Origin of the sequence: Phenylobacterium sp. (assembly GCF_036821595.1) — a bacterium.
Classification (GTDB): Bacteria; Pseudomonadota; Alphaproteobacteria; order Caulobacterales; family Caulobacteraceae; genus Phenylobacterium.
In genome coordinates, this window is the sequence record NZ_DAISJG010000001.1 from 149,724 (window position 1) to 168,323 (window position 18,600).

The 18,600-nt window shown below is 71.0% G+C and carries 19 protein-coding genes; 10 read left to right on the top strand and 9 right to left on the bottom strand.

What is annotated here, in order from left to right:
• Nucleotides 1–99 precede the first annotated feature (99 nt).
• Nucleotides 100–1,512: a transcription termination factor Rho gene (gene rho, locus V7Z97_RS00775; protein ID WP_442957998.1), complete on the top strand. Its 1,413-nt coding sequence runs from the start codon at nt 100–102 to the stop codon at nt 1,510–1,512.
• A gap of 437 nt (nt 1,513–1,949) precedes the next feature.
• Here rho and V7Z97_RS00780 read toward each other — a convergent pair whose 3' ends face one another.
• On the bottom strand, nt 1,950–2,921 hold the full coding sequence (locus V7Z97_RS00780) for a quinone oxidoreductase family protein (RefSeq protein WP_334160745.1): 972 nt from the start codon (nt 2,919–2,921) through the stop codon (nt 1,950–1,952).
• Nucleotides 2,921–3,616 carry a dienelactone hydrolase family protein gene (locus V7Z97_RS00785; RefSeq protein ID WP_334160746.1) on the bottom strand — a complete coding sequence of 232 codons (696 nt, stop codon included), beginning with the start codon at nt 3,614–3,616 and terminating at the stop codon, nt 2,921–2,923. Before V7Z97_RS00785 ends, V7Z97_RS00780 begins: the two co-directional genes overlap by 1 nt.
• 96 nt (nt 3,617–3,712) lie before the next feature.
• Here V7Z97_RS00785 and V7Z97_RS00790 point away from each other — a divergent pair, with 96 nt between their 5' ends.
• The 6 genes from V7Z97_RS00790 (at nt 3,713) to V7Z97_RS00815 (ending at nt 9,625) form a co-directional block, all read left to right on the top strand.
• Nucleotides 3,713–3,955, top strand: coding sequence for a DUF6489 family protein (locus tag V7Z97_RS00790; RefSeq protein ID WP_325459358.1), 243 nt, complete (start codon nt 3,713–3,715; stop codon nt 3,953–3,955).
• Entirely contained in the window at nt 3,952–5,289 is a 1,338-nt protein-coding gene (gene mnmE, locus V7Z97_RS00795; RefSeq protein WP_334160747.1) for a tRNA uridine-5-carboxymethylaminomethyl(34) synthesis GTPase MnmE, read from the top strand. The genes V7Z97_RS00790 and mnmE overlap by 4 nt, the downstream gene beginning before the upstream one ends.
• Nucleotides 5,290–5,443: 154 nt before the next feature.
• On the top strand, nt 5,444–7,294 hold the full coding sequence (gene mnmG / locus V7Z97_RS00800) for a tRNA uridine-5-carboxymethylaminomethyl(34) synthesis enzyme MnmG (protein WP_334160748.1): 1,851 nt from the start codon (nt 5,444–5,446) through the stop codon (nt 7,292–7,294).
• The gene (rsmG, locus tag V7Z97_RS00805; RefSeq protein ID WP_442957999.1) at nt 7,272–7,937 is read left to right on the top strand and encodes a 16S rRNA (guanine(527)-N(7))-methyltransferase RsmG; all 666 of its coding nucleotides are present in this window, start codon (nt 7,272–7,274) and stop codon (nt 7,935–7,937) included. The genes mnmG and rsmG overlap by 23 nt, the downstream gene beginning before the upstream one ends.
• Nucleotides 7,921–8,733 (top strand): ParA family protein, encoded by an 813-nt coding sequence (locus V7Z97_RS00810; protein WP_334160750.1) that lies wholly within the window; start codon nt 7,921–7,923, stop codon nt 8,731–8,733. The genes rsmG and V7Z97_RS00810 overlap by 17 nt, the downstream gene beginning before the upstream one ends.
• 10 nt (nt 8,734–8,743) lie before the next feature.
• Nucleotides 8,744–9,625 carry a ParB/RepB/Spo0J family partition protein gene (locus V7Z97_RS00815; protein ID WP_334160752.1) on the top strand — a complete coding sequence of 294 codons (882 nt, stop codon included), beginning with the start codon at nt 8,744–8,746 and terminating at the stop codon, nt 9,623–9,625.
• Between the two features lie 6 nt (nt 9,626–9,631).
• Here V7Z97_RS00815 and holA read toward each other — a convergent pair whose 3' ends face one another.
• The 4 genes from holA to V7Z97_RS00835 all read right to left on the bottom strand — a co-directional run bounded on the left by holA (nt 9,632) and on the right by V7Z97_RS00835 (nt 14,394).
• Nucleotides 9,632–10,684, bottom strand: a complete 1,053-nt coding sequence (gene holA, locus V7Z97_RS00820) for a DNA polymerase III subunit delta (protein WP_334160754.1) — start codon at nt 10,682–10,684, stop codon at nt 9,632–9,634.
• 4 nt (nt 10,685–10,688) lie between these two features.
• The gene (gene lptE / locus V7Z97_RS00825) at nt 10,689–11,192 is read right to left on the bottom strand and encodes an LPS assembly lipoprotein LptE (protein ID WP_334160755.1); all 504 of its coding nucleotides are present in this window, start codon (nt 11,190–11,192) and stop codon (nt 10,689–10,691) included.
• Nucleotides 11,192–13,795 carry a leucine--tRNA ligase gene (gene leuS / locus V7Z97_RS00830; protein ID WP_334160756.1) on the bottom strand — a complete coding sequence of 868 codons (2,604 nt, stop codon included), beginning with the start codon at nt 13,793–13,795 and terminating at the stop codon, nt 11,192–11,194. The genes lptE and leuS overlap by 1 nt, the downstream gene beginning before the upstream one ends.
• A gap of 131 nt (nt 13,796–13,926) precedes the next feature.
• Nucleotides 13,927–14,394 carry a DUF3576 domain-containing protein gene (locus V7Z97_RS00835; protein ID WP_334160757.1) on the bottom strand — a complete coding sequence of 156 codons (468 nt, stop codon included), beginning with the start codon at nt 14,392–14,394 and terminating at the stop codon, nt 13,927–13,929.
• Between the two features lie 293 nt (nt 14,395–14,687).
• Here V7Z97_RS00835 and V7Z97_RS00840 point away from each other — a divergent pair, with 293 nt between their 5' ends.
• Complete coding sequence (locus V7Z97_RS00840; RefSeq protein ID WP_334160758.1) at nt 14,688–15,044, top strand: NtrZ family periplasmic regulatory protein; 357 nt, start codon at nt 14,688–14,690, stop codon at nt 15,042–15,044.
• Here V7Z97_RS00840 and V7Z97_RS00845 read toward each other — a convergent pair.
• Nucleotides 15,034–15,636: a thiamine phosphate synthase gene (locus V7Z97_RS00845; RefSeq protein WP_334160759.1), complete on the bottom strand. Its 603-nt coding sequence runs from the start codon at nt 15,634–15,636 to the stop codon at nt 15,034–15,036. The two genes, V7Z97_RS00840 and V7Z97_RS00845, sit on opposite strands and share 11 nt — an antisense overlap.
• A gap of 19 nt (nt 15,637–15,655) precedes the next feature.
• Between V7Z97_RS00845 and V7Z97_RS00850 the strand changes: the two genes are divergently transcribed.
• A complete protein-coding gene (locus tag V7Z97_RS00850; protein ID WP_334160760.1) occupies nt 15,656–16,324 on the top strand; it encodes a YggS family pyridoxal phosphate-dependent enzyme in 669 nt (222 codons plus the stop codon).
• Here the strand turns inward: V7Z97_RS00850 and V7Z97_RS00855 are convergent.
• Nucleotides 16,321–16,827: a L,D-transpeptidase family protein gene (locus V7Z97_RS00855; protein WP_334160761.1), complete on the bottom strand. Its 507-nt coding sequence runs from the start codon at nt 16,825–16,827 to the stop codon at nt 16,321–16,323. The two genes, V7Z97_RS00850 and V7Z97_RS00855, sit on opposite strands and share 4 nt — an antisense overlap.
• 54 nt (nt 16,828–16,881) lie before the next feature.
• Between V7Z97_RS00855 and V7Z97_RS00860 the strand changes: the two genes are divergently transcribed.
• On the top strand, nt 16,882–17,565 hold the full coding sequence (locus tag V7Z97_RS00860) for a response regulator transcription factor (RefSeq protein ID WP_334160762.1): 684 nt from the start codon (nt 16,882–16,884) through the stop codon (nt 17,563–17,565).
• Nucleotides 17,566–17,570: 5 nt separating this feature from the next.
• Here V7Z97_RS00860 and V7Z97_RS00865 read toward each other — a convergent pair whose 3' ends face one another.
• Nucleotides 17,571–18,377 (bottom strand): exodeoxyribonuclease III, encoded by an 807-nt coding sequence (locus V7Z97_RS00865; protein ID WP_334160763.1) that lies wholly within the window; start codon nt 18,375–18,377, stop codon nt 17,571–17,573.
• Between the last annotated feature and the right edge of the window lie 223 nt (nt 18,378–18,600).

Below are 18,600 nucleotides of genomic sequence, written 5' to 3' on the forward strand. Positions count from 1 at the left end.
AACCACATCCGGCGCGCCTGCCTCTCCGATGGCCGCGCCCATACCGCTTCCAAGCCGCGCCCGGGGTCCGTCCGGCCGCGGACGCACACGAGTAGACCTATGCAAGACGAAGACACCAACACCGAGACCCCCGCGGACGTGCTGGAGCCCGCCGTGGCCGAGATGCCGACCGACGACGCGACGGCCGAGGCCGGCGGCGACGCGGACGACTCGTCCGAGCTGGCCGCCGCCATCGCGGCCATGGGGCTCACCCGCATGAGCCTGCAGGAGCTGAAGGACAAGTCGCCCGCCGACCTCCTGGCGCTCGCCGAGACGCTGGAGATCGAGAACGCGAACTCCATGCGCAAGCAGGACATGATGTTCGGCATCCTGAAGACCCTCGCCGAGGAAGGCGTGGAGATCTCCGGATCCGGCACCCTCGAGGTCGTCCAGGACGGCTTCGGCTTCCTGCGCAGCCCCGAGGCCAACTACCTTCCCGGCCCCGACGACATCTACGTCAGCCCCTCGCAGATCCGGAAGTTCGGCCTGCGCACCGGCGACTCGGTCGACGGCGGCATCCGCGCGCCGCGCGAAGGCGAACGCTACTTCGCCCTCGTCACCGTCCAGCAGATCAACTTCGAGCCGCCGGAGAACGTCCGGCATAAGGTGCTGTTCGACAACCTGACCCCGCTCTATCCCGACGAGCGGCTCGTCATGGAGTTGCCGGATCCGACGGTGAAGGACCGCTCCGGCCGGGTCATCGACATCGTCGCCCCGCTCGGCAAGGGCCAGCGCTGCCTGATCACCGCCCCGCCGCGGGTCGGCAAGACGGTGATGCTGCAGAACATCGCCAAGTCGATCGAGACCAACCACCCCGAGTGCTACCTGATCGTCCTCCTGATCGATGAACGCCCGGAAGAAGTCACCGACATGCAGCGCACGGTGAAGGGAGAGGTCATCTCCTCGACCTTCGACGAGCCGGCGACCCGCCACGTGCAGGTGGCCGAGATGGTCATCGAGAAGGCCAAGCGCCTGGTCGAGCATAAGCGCGACGTCGTCATCCTGCTGGACTCGGTGACCCGCCTCGGCCGCGCCTACAACACCGTGGTCCCGTCCTCGGGCAAGGTGCTGACCGGCGGTGTCGACGCCAACGCCCTGCAGCGCCCCAAGCGCTTCTTCGGCGCGGCCCGGAACATCGAGGAAGGCGGGTCGCTGACCATCATCGCGACGGCCCTGATCGACACCGGCAGCCGGATGGACGAGGTCATCTTTGAAGAGTTCAAGGGCACCGGGAACTCGGAAATCGTCCTCGACCGGAAGGTGGCGGACAAGCGGATCTATCCGGCCATCGACGTGCTGAAGTCCGGCACCCGGAAGGAAGAGCTGATCACGCCCAAGGAGAACCTGCAGAAGACCTACATCCTGCGGCGGATCCTCAACCCGATGGGCGCTCAGGACGCGATCGAGTTCCTGCTCGACAAGCTCCGGCAGTCGAAGACGAACGACGACTTCTTCCAGTCCATGAACACCTGACGCCGCGCGTCAGCCGCGCGTTCAGAGAGCCGGTCGTCCTCCTGAGCGGGACGGCCGGCTTTTTCTTTGCCTCATCAGTAGAGCGGAACAACGTTGTTTCACGTGAAACAGTGCGCTGGCGGTCGGCCGGCGCGGACCCGCCGCATTGTCGTACTGAGCCCCGCGCCGAGGGGAAACACGGGCGCTCTCGCTCTGGTCGCGGGACCTCTGCGGCTCGCCTCAGGCGCGAGAGCTTAGTGCGCTAAGCACCTCGGTGAACAGCTTCCGCAGGACCAGGCAGGACCGGTAGTCCTGCCGGTAGGGTCTGCGGAAGCTGCGTCACACGGTTTTTCTGTGTGAATTCAGTATAGGCGGATTTTCGGTGTTTCACGTGAAACACTACCGCGTTCCGTGCGTTATGCGCCGTCCGCCTCCAGGCAAGGGTCCTGGCAGGCGCCTCAGGGGATCAGCAGGCTGGCGCCGATCGTCTCCCGGGCCTCCAGCGCCTCGTGGGCGCGGCGGGCCTCGGCGAGCGGGAAGGTCTGGCCGATCTCTACTGTCACCTTACCGGACGAGATCATCCCGAAGAGCGCGCCGGCGCTGTCGTCCAGCTCCTCCGTCGTGACGATGTAGTCGAACAGCGTCGGCCGGGTGAAGAACAGCGAGCCGCCCCGCGCCAGCCTGGGCGGATCCACCGGCGGGGCCGGGCCCGAGGCGTTGCCGAAGCTGACGAACATGCCCCGGCGCGCCAAGCTGCCGAGCGTGCCCTCGAACGTCGCCTTGCCCACCGAGTCGTAGGCCACCGGCACGCCGCGGCCGCCAGTGATCCGCTTCACCTCCGCCGCCACGTCCTGATCGCGATAGAGGATGACGTGGTCGGCGCCCAGCGTCCGGGCGCGGTCCGCCTTCTCCTCCGAGCCGACGGTGGCGATCACCTCGGCCCCGATGGCCTTGGCCCATTGCACGAGGATCTGGCCCACCCCGCCGGCCGCCGCGTGGATCAGCACGGTCTCTCCGGCCCTGAGCGGATAGCAGCGCCGCACCAGGAACTCGGCGGTCATGCCCTTAAGCAGCGAGGCCGCCGCCAGCCGCGCGTCGATCCCCGCCGGCGGCTTCACCGCCCGGGCCGCCGGCAGGACGGCGTAGTCGGCGTAGGCGCCCATGACCCCGCCTGCATAGGCGGCCAGGTCGCCCGGCCGGAAGCGGGTGACGCCTTCGCCCACCGCTTCCACCACGCCCGCCGCCTCGCCGCCCAGTCCGGACGGCAGCTTCACCGGATAGAGGCCGGTCCGGTGATAGGTGTCGATGAAGTTGATCCCGATGGCCTCGTTGCGGACCAGGATCTGGCCGGGTCCGGGGGCAGGGGTGTCGACCTCGACGAGCTGGAGAACCTCCGGCCCGCCGGTCTGTTCGAAGCGGATCGCGCGCATCAGCCCAGGTTCGCCTTGAAGAAGGCCACGGAGCGCTCGCCGGCCGTGCGGGCGTCGCCCTCGTGGTAGTGGGCGCCGCCCATGCGGGCGAAAGCGTGGTCGCGGCCCGGATAGGTGTGGATCTGCACCTGCGGGTGGCCCGCCAGCGCCTGCCGGATGGCGGCCTGCGCCTCCTTGGGCACGAACTGGTCCTCCTCGGCGATGTGCAGCATCAGCGGCCGGGCGATCTTCCCGGCCTCCGCCGTGCGGTTCTCGATGCCCACGCCGTAGTAGGCGACGCTGGCGTCCGCATTGGTGCGGGCCGCGGTGAGGAAGGCCAGCAGCCCGCCCAGGCAGAAACCCACCGCCCCCACCTTGCCTGTGCAGTCCGGACGCTGGCGGACGGCGTCGATCGTAGCGGCGATGTCCTTCACCCCGGCGTCCACATCGAAGGCGTTGAACAGCTCGAAGGCCCGCTTCCACTCGGCCTCGGACTGGTCGGTGATGTCGATCCCGGGCTCGATCCGCCAGAACAGGTCCGGGCAGACGGCGAGGTAGCCCTGGGCCGCCAGGCCGTCGGTGATGTCGCGCATCACCTGGTTCACGCCGAAGATCTCCTGGATCACCACGACGGCGGGGGCAGGGGACCGCCCCGGCCGGGCCAGATAGGCCTCGAACGACCCGTCTCCGGTGGTGATGGTGATGCGTTCGCCCATGGCGCCTCTCCGATTTCCGTGCAGCCGATCCCTGCGCTACTAGCGCGCACCCCCGCCGCGGGGCCATAACTTTCGCCTGATCAGAAGGGCCCGGCCATGAAGATGACGATCGAGGTGGACTGCACGCCGGAGGAGGCCCGCCGCTTCCTGGGGCTGCCGGACGTGAGCGGCCTCAACGACCACCTGGTCGGCGAGATGACCAAGCGGATCGACGCCAACATCTCCCTGCTCTCGCCCGAGGAGTTCATGAAGAACTGGATGGCCTTCGGCAGCGGCGCGCAGGAGCAGTTCCGCAAGATGATGGAAGCCGGCATGGGCGGAGCCAAGCCCAAGGCATGAGCGACACCATCTTTGCTCCGGCCACCGCGGCGGGCCGGGCGGCGGTGGCGGTGGTGCGGGTGACCGGGCCGCGCACCGACGTGGCGGTGCGCACCTTCGCTGGGGACCTTCCCGAGCCGCGGCGGGCCAGCCTCCGCCGGCTCTACGATGCTGCCGGCGTGGAGATCGACCACGGCCTGGTGCTGTGGTTCCCCGGCCCGGCCAGCTACACCGGCGAGGATTCGGCCGAGTTCCACGTGCACGGCGGCCAGGCGGTGGTGTCGGCGCTGGTGGACGGGCTGGCCGCGCTCGGACTGCGGCTCGCCGGGCCCGGCGAGTTCACCCGCCGGGCCTTCGAGAACGGCAAGCTGGACCTCGCCCAGGCGGAAGGCGTCGCCGATCTGGTGGACGCCGAGACCGAGCAGCAGCGCCGGCAGGCGCTCGAGCAGCTGGGCGGCCGGCTCTCCCAGGTCCAGGCGCGCTGGCGCGAGGCCCTGACCGAGGCGCTGGCGTTGTTCGAGGCCGCCGTCGACTTCCCGGACGAGGAACTGCCGGAGAACGTCGCGGCCCGGGCACGGCCGATCCTTGAGGCGCTGATCGCCGAGCTGGACGCCGCCGCGGCCGACGCCGAGCGCGGGGAGCGGGTGCGCGAGGGCTTCCGCATTGCCCTGATCGGCGCGCCGAACGCCGGCAAGAGCACCCTGCTCAACGCGCTCGCGGGCCGCGACGCGGCGATCGTCACGGCCACGCCCGGCACGACGCGCGACATCATCGAGGTCCCGGTGGTGCTCGCCGGCTACAAGGCGCTGCTCGCCGACACGGCGGGGCTCCGGGAGACCGGGGACGAGATCGAGGCCGAGGGCGTGCGCCGGGCGCGGGCCTGGGCGGCGGGGGCCGACCTGCGGCTCTGGCTGGTGGACGGCTCGGCCGACGTCACGCCCGGGGTTCCGATGGAGCTGCGGCCGGGCGACATCTGCCTCATCACCAAGCGCGACCGGCCGGTCGGTCCGGCGGGCGCCTGGGCGGCGCAACAGGCGAGACGGCTGGAGCTGTCCACCGCCGAGATCACAGCCAAGGGGCCCAGCGACCTCGCCTGGCTGATGACGACGCTGGCAGAGAAGGTGGTCGACGCCCTGGCCGGGGCGGAGCCGCCGGCGGCGACGCGGCTGCGCCACCAGGAGCTGCTCACCGAGGCGGCGGACCGCCTGCGGCAGGCGCTCGCGGAGGAGGACGCGCTCGAACTCGCCGCCGAGGACGTGCGCCTCGCGGCCCGCGCGCTTGACCGGATCACCGGCCGGATCGATCCGGAGGCGGTGCTCGGGAAGATCTTCGCGAGCTTCTGCATCGGCAAGTAGCCGCCAGGGCGATCCTTAGCACGGTATGTTTCACGTGAAACACGCCGACGCGCCGCCGGACTCCCCCACCTCGCGCTCGCTGGCCTCATGCGCTATATGAGGAGCCCTCGCCCCCGCTCCGCCGGGGGCGTCTGCACTTGAGGCCCGAGCGCCAGTGACCGACTGGGACGTGATTGTGATCGGCGGCGGACACGCCGGATGCGAGGCGGCGGCCGCGGCCGCCCGCTTCGGCGCGCGCACCCTGCTGCTCACCCACAAGGTCGAGACGATCGGCGAGATGAGCTGCAACCCGGCGATCGGCGGGTTGGGCAAGGGCCATCTGGTCCGTGAGATCGATGCGCTCGACGGCCTGATGGGCCGGCTGGCCGACAAGGCCGGCATCCAGTTCCGCCTGCTCAACCGGTCCAAGGGTGCGGCCGTGCGTGGGCCGCGGTCGCAGATCGACCGCCGGCTCTATCGCGACGCCATGCAGGCCGAGCTCGCCGCCACCCCGAACCTGGACATCCGCGCCGAGGCGGTCGAGGACCTGATCGTCGAGGACGGCCGGGTCGCCGGGGCTGTGGGAGCGAGCGGCCAGGCCTATCGCGCCGGCCGGGTGGTGCTGACCACCGGCACCTTCCTGAAGGGCGTCATCCACCGGGGCGAAGAACGGATCCCCGCCGGCCGCGTGGGCGATCAGCCCGCCATCGGCCTCTCCGACCGGCTCTACGCGCTCGGCCTGCGCATGGGCCGGCTGAAGACCGGCACACCGGCTCGTCTCGATGGCTCGACCATCGCCTGGGACCGGCTGGAGATGCAGGCCGCGGACGAGACGCCCGTGCCGTTCTCCTTCCTGACCCGCGAGATCACGGTCCCTCAGATCGCTTGCGGGATCACCTACACCACGGCGGAAACCCATCGGATCATCGCCGAACGGCTGACGGAGTCCGCGGTCTACGGCGGCAAGCTGACAGGCCGCGGACCGCGCTACTGCCCGTCCATCGAGGACAAGGTCGTCCGCTTCGCCGACAAGACCAGCCACCAGATCTTCCTGGAGCCGGAGGGGCTGGACGACGACACCGTCTATCCGAACGGCATATCCACCTCGGTCTCGGAGGAGACCCAGGACCTGTTCCTGCGGACCATCCCCGGCCTGGAGCAGGTGAAGGTCCGCCGTTACGGCTATGCGATCGAATACGACTACGTGGACCCCCGCGAGCTCTTCCCGACCCTGGAGGTGAAGTCGCTGCCGGGCCTCTATCTCGCAGGCCAGATCAACGGCACCACGGGCTATGAGGAAGCCGGCGCCCAGGGGCTGGTCGCGGGCCTCAACGCCGCGCGGGCGGCGTCGGGCCTGGAGGCGGCGCAGTTCGCCCGCGACGAGGCCTACATCGGCGTCCTGATCGACGACCTCGTCACCCGCGGCGTCACCGAACCCTATCGGATGTTCACCAGCCGGGCGGAGTTCCGCCTGACGCTGCGCGCCGACAACGCCGACCAGCGGCTGACAGGGAAGGGGATCGACCTTGGCGTCGTGGGGCCGGCGCGCGCCGCCGCCTTCACGTCCAAGGCCGCCGCGCTCGCCGAGGCCCGCGCCACGGCGGCGGCCCTGCAGCTCACCCCGGCCGAGGCCCTGCGCGCCGGCCTGCCGGTGAAGGCCGATGGTCAACGGCGCAACGTCGTCCAGCTGCTCGCCTACCCGGACATCAGCTTCCAGAAGCTGGCCGCCATCTGGCCGCAGATCGGGGGCTGGGCGCCGGAGATCCGCGAGCAGATCGAGATCGACGCATCCTACGCCGGCTACCTGGACCGCCAGGCGGCGGACGCCGCGGCCTTCCGCCGGGACGAGGACCTTCGCCTGCCGGCCGACCTCGACTACGCCGCCGTGGGCGGGCTCTCCAACGAGGTGCGCGAGAAACTCGCCGCTGTGCGCCCGCTCACCCTTGGACAGGCCGCGCGCATCGAAGGCGTCACCCCCGGCGCGCTCACCGCCCTCCTGGCCCATGTCCGTCGCCGCGCGGCCTGATCCGCTTCCGCCCGTGACCGTCACCGGCGCGGAGAGCTTCGCGCGGGCCGCCGGCGCGACGCCGGAGCAGGTGCGCGGGCTCGAGCGGTTCCTGGAGATGCTCGCGGCGGGGAACGAGGTCATGAATCTCGTGGGGCCGAAGACGATCCCCGACTTCTGGAACCGCCACGCCTGGGACTCCGCCCAGTTGCTGGCGCTTGCGCCCGAAGCCAGGACCTGGGCCGACCTGGGGGCCGGCGCCGGCTTCCCCGGCCTGGTGCTGGCGATCCTCGGCAAGGGTCGCGAGGGCTTCCACGTCCACCTCGTGGAGAGCATGACCAAGCGCTGTCGCTTCCTGCAGCAGGTGGTGGACGAGCTCGACCTGCCGGCCACGGTTCACAACGACCGTGCGGAAAACCTCAAGCTTGCTGTGGACGTCGTGACCGCGCGGGCTTGCGCGCCGCTCTCCCGCCTGCTCGGGTATGCCCGGCCCTACCTCAAGGCAGGCGCCTTGGGTCTCTTCCTGAAGGGTCAAGATGTTGCGTCTGACCTGGAAGAGGCTACAAGATCTTGGGAGTACGAGGCGGACATCGTCCCCTCGCGAAGTGACGAGAGAGGCCGCATCGTGCGGGTGAGGAGGCTCGGTCGTGCCAGACAAGTCTGACCGGCCCCTGCGCGTCCTGGTGATCGCCAACCAGAAGGGCGGGGTGGGCAAGACCACCACGGCCATCAACCTCGGCACAGCGCTCGCCGCCGTGGGCGAGCGCGTGCTGCTGATCGATTCCGACCCGCAGGGCAACGCCTCCACCGGCCTGGGCGTCGGCCGCGCGCAGCGCAAGACGACGCTTTACGACGTGCTGATGGGCGAACACACGGTCGAGGACGCGGTGGTGCACACCCAGCTCCCCGGCCTGGACCTGGTGCCGGCCGACCCGGATCTTTCCGGCGTGGAGCTGGAGCTCGGCCAGCAGGCGCGCCGATCCTTCAAGCTCCGCGACGCCCTGCACCCGCTGCGGGAGAGCGGCCGCTACACCTACGTGCTGATCGACTGCCCGCCGTCGCTGAACCTCTTGACCGTCAACGCCATGGCCGCGGCCGACGCCGTGCTGGTGCCGCTGCAGTGCGAGTTCTTCGCGCTGGAGGGCCTGACCCAGCTCATGCGAACCATCGACCTCGTGCGCGGCAGCCTGAACCCGAACCTGGAGATCCAGGGGGTCGTGCTGACCATGTACGACCGCCGCAACAGCCTCTCCGAGCAGGTCGCCAGCGACGTGCGCGGCCACTTCGGCGAGACGGTCTACCAGACGGTGATCCCCCGCAATGTGCGGGTCTCCGAGGCCCCGTCCTTCGGCAAGCCGGCGCTGGTGTATGATCTGAAGTGCGCGGGCAGCCAGGCCTATCTGAAGCTCGCCCGCGAGGTGGTGCTGCGCGAGCGCGCGCGGCGCGCCCAGGCTGCATAGGGAAGACGTCATGGCCGAGGGCCGCAGGGGACTGGGACGGGGGCTGTCGGCCCTGCTGGGCGAGGCGGAGGAGGGCGAGGCCCGCCCCGAGGCCGGCGGGCGTGCGCCGGAGGGCGCCCGCGAGATCCCCATCGAGCTGATCCACCGCAACCTCGAACAGCCCCGCCAGCACTTCGGCGAGGAGGAGCTGGCCGAGTTGGAAGCCTCGATCCGGGCCTCCGGCGTGCTGCAGCCGATCCTGGTGCGCCCCTCGCCGCACAAGGACGGCGAGTTCGAGATCGTCGCCGGCGAGCGCCGCTGGCGCGCCGCCCAGCGGGCGGGGCTTACCGCCATCCCCGCCCTGGTGCGCCAGCTCGGCGACAACCAGGCCTTCGAGATCGCCATCGTCGAGAACGTCCAGCGCGAGGACCTCAACGCGATGGAAGAGGCCCGCGCCTACGCCGCCCTGATGGGCCGGATGCAGTACACCCAGGACCAGGCGGCCCAGTCGGTGGGCAAGAGCCGCAGCCACGTGGCCAACACGCTCCGCCTGCTGCAGCTCCCGGGGACGGTGCAGGAGCACGTCCTGCACGGTCGCCTCACGGCAGGCCACGCCCGCGCCATCCTCGCCTCCGACGATCAGGAGGCCGTAGCCAACCAGATCCTCTCCCGCGGACTGTCGGTGCGTGACGCCGAGGCCCTGGTCCGCGCCAAGGCGGCCGGGCCGAAGAAGGCCTCGGGCCCGCGCAAGGCGGTGAAGGACACCGACACGGCGGCGCTGGAAGCCGACCTCGAGGACGTGCTCGGCATGAGCGTCGACATCGCCGACCGCGGCGGCGCCGGCGAGGTGCGCATCAAGTATGCGAGCCTGGAGCAGCTCGACGAGATCTGCCGGCGCCTGACGCGGATCTGACGCGGCCTACAGCCCCAGGCGCCGCGCCCGACCGGCGATGGTCAGGGCCAGACGCTGGGCGATGAGCTGGTCGGGAGAGCCGGCGGTCTTGCAGGCCTTGTCCGCCGCCAGCACCTCGGGCTGCAGGCGGTCGAGCTCGTCCAGCGTCCAGGTCCGCGCCTGACGCAGGAATTCCCGTTCCTGCTTCCAGAACACGCCGGAGGCCTTCGCCGCCTCCTGCAATCCCGCGCCCGACTTGGCGAGCGTCAGCGTGCGCCGCAGGCGGCCCAGGTGCATGCCGATGGCGCGGATCGCCGCGGGCCCCGCCTCGCCCTCCTGGGCGGCGCGGCGCAGCCCGGCCTGCGCCTCGGCGAGCCGGCCGCCGAAGGCGTCCGCGGCGGCGTCGAGCAGGGAGGCCTCAGGCTCCACCCCCAGGAAGGGCTCCAGGTCGGCGGGCGTCGCGACCGTGTTGCTGCCGGGGCCCAGGTAGAGGGCCAGGCGCTCGATCTCCGCCCGGGCGACCCCGCGCTCCTTCGGCATCCGCGCCACGAACAGGGCCAGCGCATCGGCGTTCAGGCTGACGCCGTCGCGCGCCAGGGTCTCGCGCACCAGGCGGGCCACGTCGCCGGGCTCGTCCTCGTAGCAGGGGATGATCGCCGCCCCCGCGGCCTTCTCGGCGGCCTTCCGCAGGGCGGAGTTGCGGTCGAGGTTGCCGGCCTCGATCAGCAGGAAGGCGTCGGGGTTGAGCTCGCCGGCGGCGTGGCGCGTCAGCGCCTCGGCGGCGAGCTTGTCCGGTCCCGCCTTGTCGGAGGTCAGCCGCAGCCGTACGAGCCGCCGGCCGCCCATCAGCGACTGGGCGGCGAGCTCGCCCTCAAGCCGGCCGGGGTCGGCGTCCAGGTCGCCGTCCGTGAGCTGGGCGACGTCGAACGGGTCGTCGGGGTTGGCCGCCACCTTGGCCGCCAGCTGGTGGCCGCGGTCGCGCACCACGCCGATGTCGCGGCCGTAGATCACCGCCGCGCGGATCTGGGGGTCTGGAGCCTTGAGGAAACGCTCGACGTCGGGGCGCTTGGAGAGGATCACCCCCTCAGCTCCCCGTCTGGGCCCCGTTGGCGAGCCACACGGCCAGCTCGAGCTCGATCCGGCGGGCGGCCTCCTCGGCGGCGCGGTCCTGGGCGTCCTGCTGGGCGGCGATCGAGGCGTAGGGCTGGTCGGCGCTGTCGTAGGTGAGCTCGACGCGCACCCGGCCGCGCTTGGTCTGGGCGCCGGAGGGCAGGCTCGCCAGGGCGTATTCCGCGGTCAGCACGTATTCGTAGCGGGTGGCGACGTTGTCGATCCGCACGCCGCGGGGATAGCGCGTCTCGGAGATGGCCAGGTCCATCCGGTAGGCGGGGGCCGCGCCGTGGGCCTTGGCGAAGGCGTCGTCGAGGTGCTGGCGCATCAGGTAGCCGGTGCGGCCCTCCGGCGCGACCACCTCGATGGAGGCGAGCTTCGAGACCACGCCGGCGTCGCCGTAGAGGGGCGTGAAACCCGCGCAGCCGGAGAGGGCTCCGGCCGCCAGCGTCAGGGCGAGGACGAGGGCTTTGCGCATCAGGCGGCCACGATGTTCACGATGCGATCCTTCACCACGATCACCTTGCGGATGGTCAGGCCCTCAAGGCGCCGTGCGATCTCGGGATCGTCAAGCACGATCTTCTCCACCTCGGCGGGCTCGGCGCCGGCCGGGGCGGAGATCTCCCCGCGCCGCTTGCCGTTCACCTGCACCGGCAGGACCTTCACGGCGTCCTCGGTGAGCGCCGGGTCGAAGGTCGGCCACGCGGCCTCCACGACCATGTGCTCGCCGCCGATGCGGGCCCAGCACTCCTCGGCCAGGTGCGGCGTGAAGGGGCCGATCAGGCGGGCGAAGGCGCTCAGCGCCTCCTGGCGGGCGCCCAGCAGGGCGGGAGAGGCGTCCTTGGCCGGGTTGGCCTTCAGCAGGTTCAGGAACTCGTAGAGCCGGGCGATGCCGGAGTTGAAGCGGAAGGTGTCGATGGCCTCCGTCACCTGCTTCACCAGCTTGTGGGTGGCGACCCGCAGGGCCTGGGCGGCGGCGTCGTCGTCGGCCGGGGGGCTCGCCGCGGCCGGGGGCTGGCTGTCGAACTCCTCCCAGACCCGGTTGACGAAGCGCCAGGCGCCCTGGACGCCGGCCGAGGACCACTGGGTGTCCCGCTCGGGCGGGCTGTCGGACAGGACGAACAGGCGCGCGGCGTCGACGCCGTAGACGTCGAAGATCTCCTCCGGGGCCACGGTGTTCTTCTTGGACTTCGACATCTTCTCGACGTCGCCGATCACCAGGGGTTCGCCGGAGCCGACCAAGAGGGCGCGGCGGGTGGCGCCCTCCGCGACCAGCTCGACCTCGTTGGGCTCCACCCACTCGCCGCTCTGCCGGCGATAGGTCTCGTGGGTGACCATCCCTTGCGTGAACAGGCCCGCGAAGGGCTCGCGCACGCCCAGCATGCCGTCGTCGGCCAGGGCCTTGGTGACGAAGCGGGCGTAGAGCAGGTGCAGCACGGCGTGCTCGATGCCGCCGATGTACTGGTCCACCGGCATCCAGTAGTCGCAGGCCTCCCGGTCGACAGGCTCGGCCGCGTCGGGATTGGCGAAGCGGGCGAAGTACCAGGACGAGTCCACGAAGGTGTCGAGGGTGTCGGTTTCGCGCTCGGCCGGGCCGCCGCAGGCGGGGCAGGTGGTGTGCTTCCACGTCGGGTGGCGCGCCAGCGCATTGCCGGGCTTGCCGAACTCCAGGTCGTCCGGCAGCGCCACGGGCAGGGCCGAGGGGGGCAGGGGGACGACGCCGTCCTTCTGGCAGTGGACCACCGGGATCGGGCAGCCCCAGCCGCGCTGGCGGGCCACGCCCCAGTCGCGCAGGCGGAACACCACCGCGCCTTCGCCGTCGTCCTGGGCCTCCACGCGGTCGATGGCCGCCGACTTGGCGGCCTCCACGTCCAGGCCGTCCAGGAAGTCCGAATTGAAGATCACGCCGGGGCCCGTGTAGGCCTCGGTGGCCTCCGTCGACATGAAGGCGGTGAAGGCGGCGGGATCCTCGCCGGGCGGCAGGACCACGGCGCGTACGGGCAGGCCGTACTTGCGGGCGAAATCCAGGTCGCGCTGGTCGTGCGCCGGGCAGCCGAAGATCGCGCCGGTGCCGTAGTCCATCAGGATGAAATTGGCGATCCAGACCGGCAGCTCGATGGACGGGTCGAAGGGGTGCTTCACCTTCAGCCCGGTGTCGAAGCCCTGCTTCTCGGCGGTGTCGATCTCCGCCTGGGAGGCGCCGCCCTTCTTGCACTCGGCCACGAAGGCGGCCGCGGCGGGGTTCTTCGCCGCGATCTGCTCGGCCAGCGGATGGTCGGCGGCCACGCCCACGAAGGACGCGCCGTAGAGGGTGTCGGGACGGGTGGTGTAGACCTCGACCCCGTCCTCCTGGCCGGCCGGCGCGGCGCCGTCGGCCCAGCGGAAGGTCATCCGCAGGCCCTTGGAGCGGCCGATCCAGTTCTCCTGCATCACGCGGACCTTCTCGGGCCAGCGGTCCAGGGTCTCAAGGTCGTCGGTCAGCTGGTCGGCGTAGTCGGTGATGCGCAGGAACCACTGGTTCAGCTTGCGCTTCTCCACCACCGCGCCGGAGCGCCAGCCGCGGCCGTCGACCACCTGCTCGTTGGCCAGCACGGTCTGGTCTACGGGGTCCCAGTTCACCGTGGCTTCCCGGCGGTAGACCAGGCCGCGCTTGTACAGCTCCAGGAACAGCGCCTGCTGCTGGCCGTAGTACTCCACGTCGCAGGTGGCGAACTCGCGGCTCCAGTCGATCGACAGGCCCAGCTGCTTCAGCTCGTCCCGCATGCGGGCGATGTTGTCGTAGGTCCAGCCTTTGGGATCGACGCCGCGCTCCATGGCGGCGTTCTCCGCGGGCAGGCCGAAGGCGTCCCAGCCCATGGGGTGCAGGACCGAGAAGCCGCGCGCGCGCTTGAAGCGGGCGATCACGTCGCCCAGCGAATAGTTGCGCACATGGCCCATGTGCAGCCGCCCCGACGGGTACGGGAACATCTCCAGCACGTAGTACTTGGGCTTCGTGCGGTCGATGACGGCGCGGAACGAGTCGGCGTCGGCCCAGGCCTTACGCCATCTGGGCTCGGTTTCCTTGGGATTGTAGCGGGCCATGCGGCGGCCTTTGGACTGGAGTGGCGGGTCCGGTCAACGGCCGATCATGGTCCGGCGCCGCCGACCTTCGAACGTGGGTGGGGCGAAACCCCCTCACCGGCTCGCGCCGGAGCTCCCCCGGAGGGAGAGCCTCAGCCCCGGATGTTCGAAAGTCGGAGCTGACGCGCGCGCGTCAGGATGGCGTTCTCGATGTCCGTCTCGGTCTGGGTCGCCGGCGCGGCGTCGATCCAGTTCCCGCCCGCGTCGCGGTTCTGCTTGAAGACCGCGACGTTCAGGCCGTCGGCGCGCAGGCGCGCATCCAGGATGTAGACGGTCGCCTTGAAGCGCTCGTCGGGCTTTTCCGGGTTGGTGTACCAGTCGGTGATGATCACGCCGCCGTACGGGTCGGCCGAGGCCAGCGGCATGAAGGAGAGCGTGTCGAGCGTCGCGCGCCACAGATAGCCGTTCACGCCGATGCCGGTTTCAGCGGCGGCGGCCTGGCGCTCCTGCCCGCGGCCGAACAGACGCGGGCCGCTGGAGCAGGCGGCGAGGCCCGTCAGGGTCAGCACCAGCACGCCCGTCGAGACGCCACGCATCCAAGATCCGCGCACAAACGGCATATTCACCCGCTCCAATGGTTTCCGTCGCGCATCACAGCGCTACGGCGCCGCCCCGCGCCGGGCCCTCTATAACAACGGCCCCGCCGGCGCCAAACAGGAATCGCGTGGCTCTGCAGACACAGGCGCCGGACGAACTGCGTCCGGCGGGACCTTCTGCCGCAGACTCACGATTGACCCAGCGGTACGCGGACTTCTAATCGACCTCGACCGTGGCGGCCTCCGTGGGAGCGGGGGCTGCGCTAGCGGGGCGCAGGGGCTATATGTTGGGTATGTCGGGTCGTCGGATCATCGGATTGATCGCCACGGCCGCGCTCATGGGCGCGGCTGCGGGCGCCGCCGAGGCTGCCGACAAGAAGCTGGATTTCACCGTCCGGCAGGAAGCCGCCTCCCCGATCTCCCCCGACGCCAAGACCATGAAGTGGGACGCGCGCCGCGGCCGCTGGGGTCTGACCCTCAACCTCGAGCAGCCGAACAGCCGTCCCTCGACGCTGAACGACGTCGAGGCCGGCGCCTACTACCGGATCACCCCGTCCCTGCGGGTGGGCGGCGCGGTCGCCCTGGGCGAGCAGGAGGTCGCTCCGGGCCCGAAGAAGCCTGACCCCACCGAAGGCCAGCCGCGCGTGCGGCTCGAGACCAACTTCAAGTTCTAGCTCCGGCGAGCCCTTCCACGGCCGCCAGACCGACCAGGCCCGCGTCCTTCAGACGGCGGGCCGTTTCGTTGTTGATCCCGCCCAGCGCATAGACCGGCCCGCCCGCCGCCCGGACGAGCCTCGCCAGCCGCACGGGCCCCAGCGGCGGCCCGGCCGAGCGGCTGTTGCTGGCGAAGGCGGCGGAGACCACCGCGGCGTCGGCGCCTGCGGCCAGGGCCGCGCGGGCGGCCCGCAGCGAATGGGCGGCGGTGGTGACGGTCCAGCCCGGGCGGGCGGTCTTCAGCGCCCGGGCGTGACGGGCCAGACGCTCGGGCAGATGCAGGCCGTCCGCACCGATCCTTCGGGCCAGGCGCCAGTCGGCTCCGATCAGCAGACGCAGGCGGCGCTGGCGGGCGACCGCCAGCAGCTGCAGGGCCCGGCTCTCGGCGTCCGGCGCCCCGAACGTCCGGAAGACGACCGCCGAGCCGGCCGGCAGGGTCCGGGCGACGGCCGCCGGGTCAGGCGTCCGCACGGGGTCGGTGAAGAACAGCAGGTGCGGCAGGGCCTTCCGTGGCGGCGCGGCGGGCTTTAAGAGCGCCGCAGTCCTGCGCAAGGTCCAGAAACCCGTCGAAATGGCCGCCGCTCCCTCACATCCTGCCGCCGCTTACCACGACGTGTTGGCCCGGATTGCGCGCGCCGCGCAAGCGGCCGGTCGCGCTCCCGCCGACGTGACCCTCGTCGCCGTCTCCAAGCAACAGCCCTGGGAGGCGGTGGAGCCGGTCCTGGCCGCCGGCCAGACGGTGTTCGGCGAGAACCGCGTGCAGGAGGCCATGGCCCGCTGGGAGGGCAAGGCGCAGGGGCTGGAGCTGCACCTCATCGGCCCGCTGCAGACCAACAAGGCGAAGGAGGCCGTGGCCTTCTTCGACGTCATCGAGAGCCTGGACCGCGAGAAGCTCGCCCGGGTGCTGGCCGAGGAGATGCAGAAGCAGGGCCGCGCGCCCCGCCTCTACGTCCAGGTGAACACCGGCGAGGAGCCGCAGAAGGCCGGCGTTCTCCCGGCCGACGCCGACGCCTTCCTCGCCGCCTGTCGCGGGGCCTACGGTCTCGCGATCGAGGGGCTCATGTGCATCCCGCCCGTGGACGAGCCGCCGGGCCCGCACTTCGCCCTCCTGCGCAAGATCGCCGCCCGCAACGGGCTGGCGAAGCTCTCCATGGGCATGAGCGACGACTTCGAGACCGCCATCCGCTTCGGCGCCACCAGCGTGCGGGTGGGCTCGGCGGTGTTCGGCGCGCGCGGCTAGAGGCGGATTTCGAGCACGTCCCCGGGCCGGGCGGCCTTCAGGAACGCGGCCATGTCCTCGGGCGCGAGCGCCACGCAGCCCTCCGTGGGCAGGTATCCCGGCCGCCGCAGGTGCGCGAAGATGCACGAACCCATGGCGTCCACGACGGGATCGTCGTTGTGGCCCAGCACCACCACCAGGTCGTAGACCTCGTCGTCGCGCCACATCCGCTCGGCGCTGGCCGGATAGGGCAGCTTCACCGGGCGGTTGTAGGCCGGGTCGCCGGGCGCGTCGCACCAGCCGTCGTCGGGGGCGATCGCTTCGACCGGAAGCGCGGTCTCCGGGGGCGGACCCTTGTCTGGCCGGTAGAGCACGCGACGGATCGGCCAGGCGCCGGCCGGCGAGAAGCCGTCGCCCTCCCGCTTCTCGGCGGCCGGGACCACGCCCGAGCGTCCGAGCGCGCAGCGCGCCCGGCGACCGTCGCCGAGATCGAGGAACCCGTCGGGCGTGGCGGTGAAGATCACATCAGCTCCCGGAAAGTTTGCCCCTGGCCCACATTACGGTGCATGGTCTTGCCCATGCCTCAACGCAAGACCCTCCTCATCGTCGACGATGACGCGGACCTGCGCGGCGCGGTCGCCGAACAGCTCCAGGCCGAAGACTTCACCACCCTCGAAGCGGACACCGCCGGCGACGGCGTCAGGCTGGCGGTCGAGAAGCGCCCCGACCTGATCCTGCTGGACGTGGACCTGCCCGACATGGACGGCCGCGAGGCCTGCCGGCAGATGCGCGCCAAGGGCGTCGCCGCTCCGGTGATCATGCTGACCGCCGCGGCGGGGGACGACGACACCGTCCAGGGCCTCGACGCCGGGGCCAACGACTACGTCACCAAGCCCTACAAGTTCGCCGTCCTGCTGGCCCGCATCCGCGCCCAGCTGCGCAGCGCCGAACATTCCGAGGGCGCGGTCTTCCGGCTCGGGGCCTACGAGTTCCGTCCCGCCGCCAAGCTGCTGGTCGACGACCAGCAGAAGAAGATCCGGCTGACGGAGAAGGAGACCAACATCCTGAAGTACCTCTACCGCGCCGGCGAGAAGCCGGTGTCGCGCGAGGAGCTTCTGGCCGAGGTCTGGGGCTACAACGCCGGCGTCACCACGCACACGCTCGAGACCCACGTCTACCGGCTGCGCCAGAAAATCGAGCCCGATCCCGCCAACGCCCGGCTGCTGCTCACCGAGGCCGGCGGCTACAAGCTCGCGCCCTAAGGTCTCTAGAGGACCAGGTCCGCCGTGACCGGCGCGTGGTCGCTGGGGCGCTCCCAGGCGCGGACGTCGTCGTGCACGCGGCAGGCTGCCGAACCCATCCGGAAGGCCGCCTCGCGCAGGCCTGGCGTGACCAGGATGTGGTCCAGGCGCAGGCCTCGGTTCGAGACCCGGAAGTCCTGGGCCCGGTAGCTCCACCAAGAGGCCAGCTTCTGCGGCTCCGGCGTGGTCTCGCGCAGCAGGTCGATGAAGTCGAGCGAGCCCTTCAGCGCGGCGAAGGCCTCCACCTCCACCGGCGTGTGGCTGACGATCTTCGACATGTAGCGGTGGTTCCAGACGTCGAACTCGCCGGGCGCCACATTGAGGTCGCCCACCACGGCGAGCGGCGCCTTGCGGTCGCGGCGGCCGAGTTCGGCGGTCAGCTTCTCGTAGAAGTCCAGCTTGTGGTCGAACTTCGGGTTCGCCGCGCGGTCCGGCGTGTCGCCGCCGGCCGGGATGTAGAAGTTGTGGACCTCGACGCCGGCTACGGTCGCGCCCACGCAGCGGGCATGGCCCTCGCGGCAGACGTCGAGCGGCGGGGCGTCCTCCAGCGGCAGGGCCGAGGCGATGGCCACACCGTGCCAGCCCTTCTGCCCGGCGATCTTCAGGTGCGGCAGGCCCATCTCCACGAAGGCCTCCCGGGGGAACTCGCCCTCCCGGCACTTGATCTCCTGCAGGCACAGGACGTCGGGGGCCTGCTCGCGCACGAAGCGCGCCACCTGCTCGTGGCGCAGGCGGACGGAGTTGACGTTCCAGGTGCAGATCCGAAGTCGCATGCCGCCTAACTAAGCGCCGGACCGCGGTTCGCCAACGCGGCAAAAGAAACGCCCGGGCACTGGAGAAGCCCGGGCGTTGCAGTGGTCTCTCATGCCGCCGCCGGGAGGGGATAGGTTCCGGCACGGGTTCGGTCGCGCGAGCGTCGCGCATCCGACATAGTGGCATTATGGCCACGGCTCGCGAAAAAATCAAGCCATCAAAGGTTAAGACTTGGGCGTGGCG

What these genes read in the sequence shown, in the direction of transcription:
- rho (WP_442957998.1), top strand. Translation starts at nt 100, where the DNA reads ATGCAAGACGAAGACACCAACACCGAGACCCCCGCGGACGTGCTGGAG.
- V7Z97_RS00780 (WP_334160745.1), bottom strand. Translation starts at nt 2,921, where the DNA reads ATGCGCGCGATCCGCTTCGAACAGACCGGCGGGCCGGAGGTTCTCCAG.
- V7Z97_RS00785 (WP_334160746.1), bottom strand. Translation starts at nt 3,616, where the DNA reads ATGGGCGAACGCATCACCATCACCACCGGAGACGGGTCGTTCGAGGCC.
- V7Z97_RS00790 (WP_325459358.1), top strand. Translation starts at nt 3,713, where the DNA reads ATGAAGATGACGATCGAGGTGGACTGCACGCCGGAGGAGGCCCGCCGC.
- mnmE (WP_334160747.1), top strand. Translation starts at nt 3,952, where the DNA reads ATGAGCGACACCATCTTTGCTCCGGCCACCGCGGCGGGCCGGGCGGCG.
- rsmG (WP_442957999.1), top strand. Translation starts at nt 7,272, where the DNA reads ATGTCCGTCGCCGCGCGGCCTGATCCGCTTCCGCCCGTGACCGTCACC.
- V7Z97_RS00815 (WP_334160752.1), top strand. Translation starts at nt 8,744, where the DNA reads ATGGCCGAGGGCCGCAGGGGACTGGGACGGGGGCTGTCGGCCCTGCTG.
- lptE (WP_334160755.1), bottom strand. Translation starts at nt 11,192, where the DNA reads ATGCGCAAAGCCCTCGTCCTCGCCCTGACGCTGGCGGCCGGAGCCCTC.
- leuS (WP_334160756.1), bottom strand. Translation starts at nt 13,795, where the DNA reads ATGGCCCGCTACAATCCCAAGGAAACCGAGCCCAGATGGCGTAAGGCC.
- V7Z97_RS00835 (WP_334160757.1), bottom strand. Translation starts at nt 14,394, where the DNA reads ATGCCGTTTGTGCGCGGATCTTGGATGCGTGGCGTCTCGACGGGCGTG.
- V7Z97_RS00850 (WP_334160760.1), top strand. Translation starts at nt 15,656, where the DNA reads ATGGCCGCCGCTCCCTCACATCCTGCCGCCGCTTACCACGACGTGTTG.
- V7Z97_RS00860 (WP_334160762.1), top strand. Translation starts at nt 16,882, where the DNA reads ATGCCTCAACGCAAGACCCTCCTCATCGTCGACGATGACGCGGACCTG.
- V7Z97_RS00865 (WP_334160763.1), bottom strand. Translation starts at nt 18,377, where the DNA reads ATGCGACTTCGGATCTGCACCTGGAACGTCAACTCCGTCCGCCTGCGC.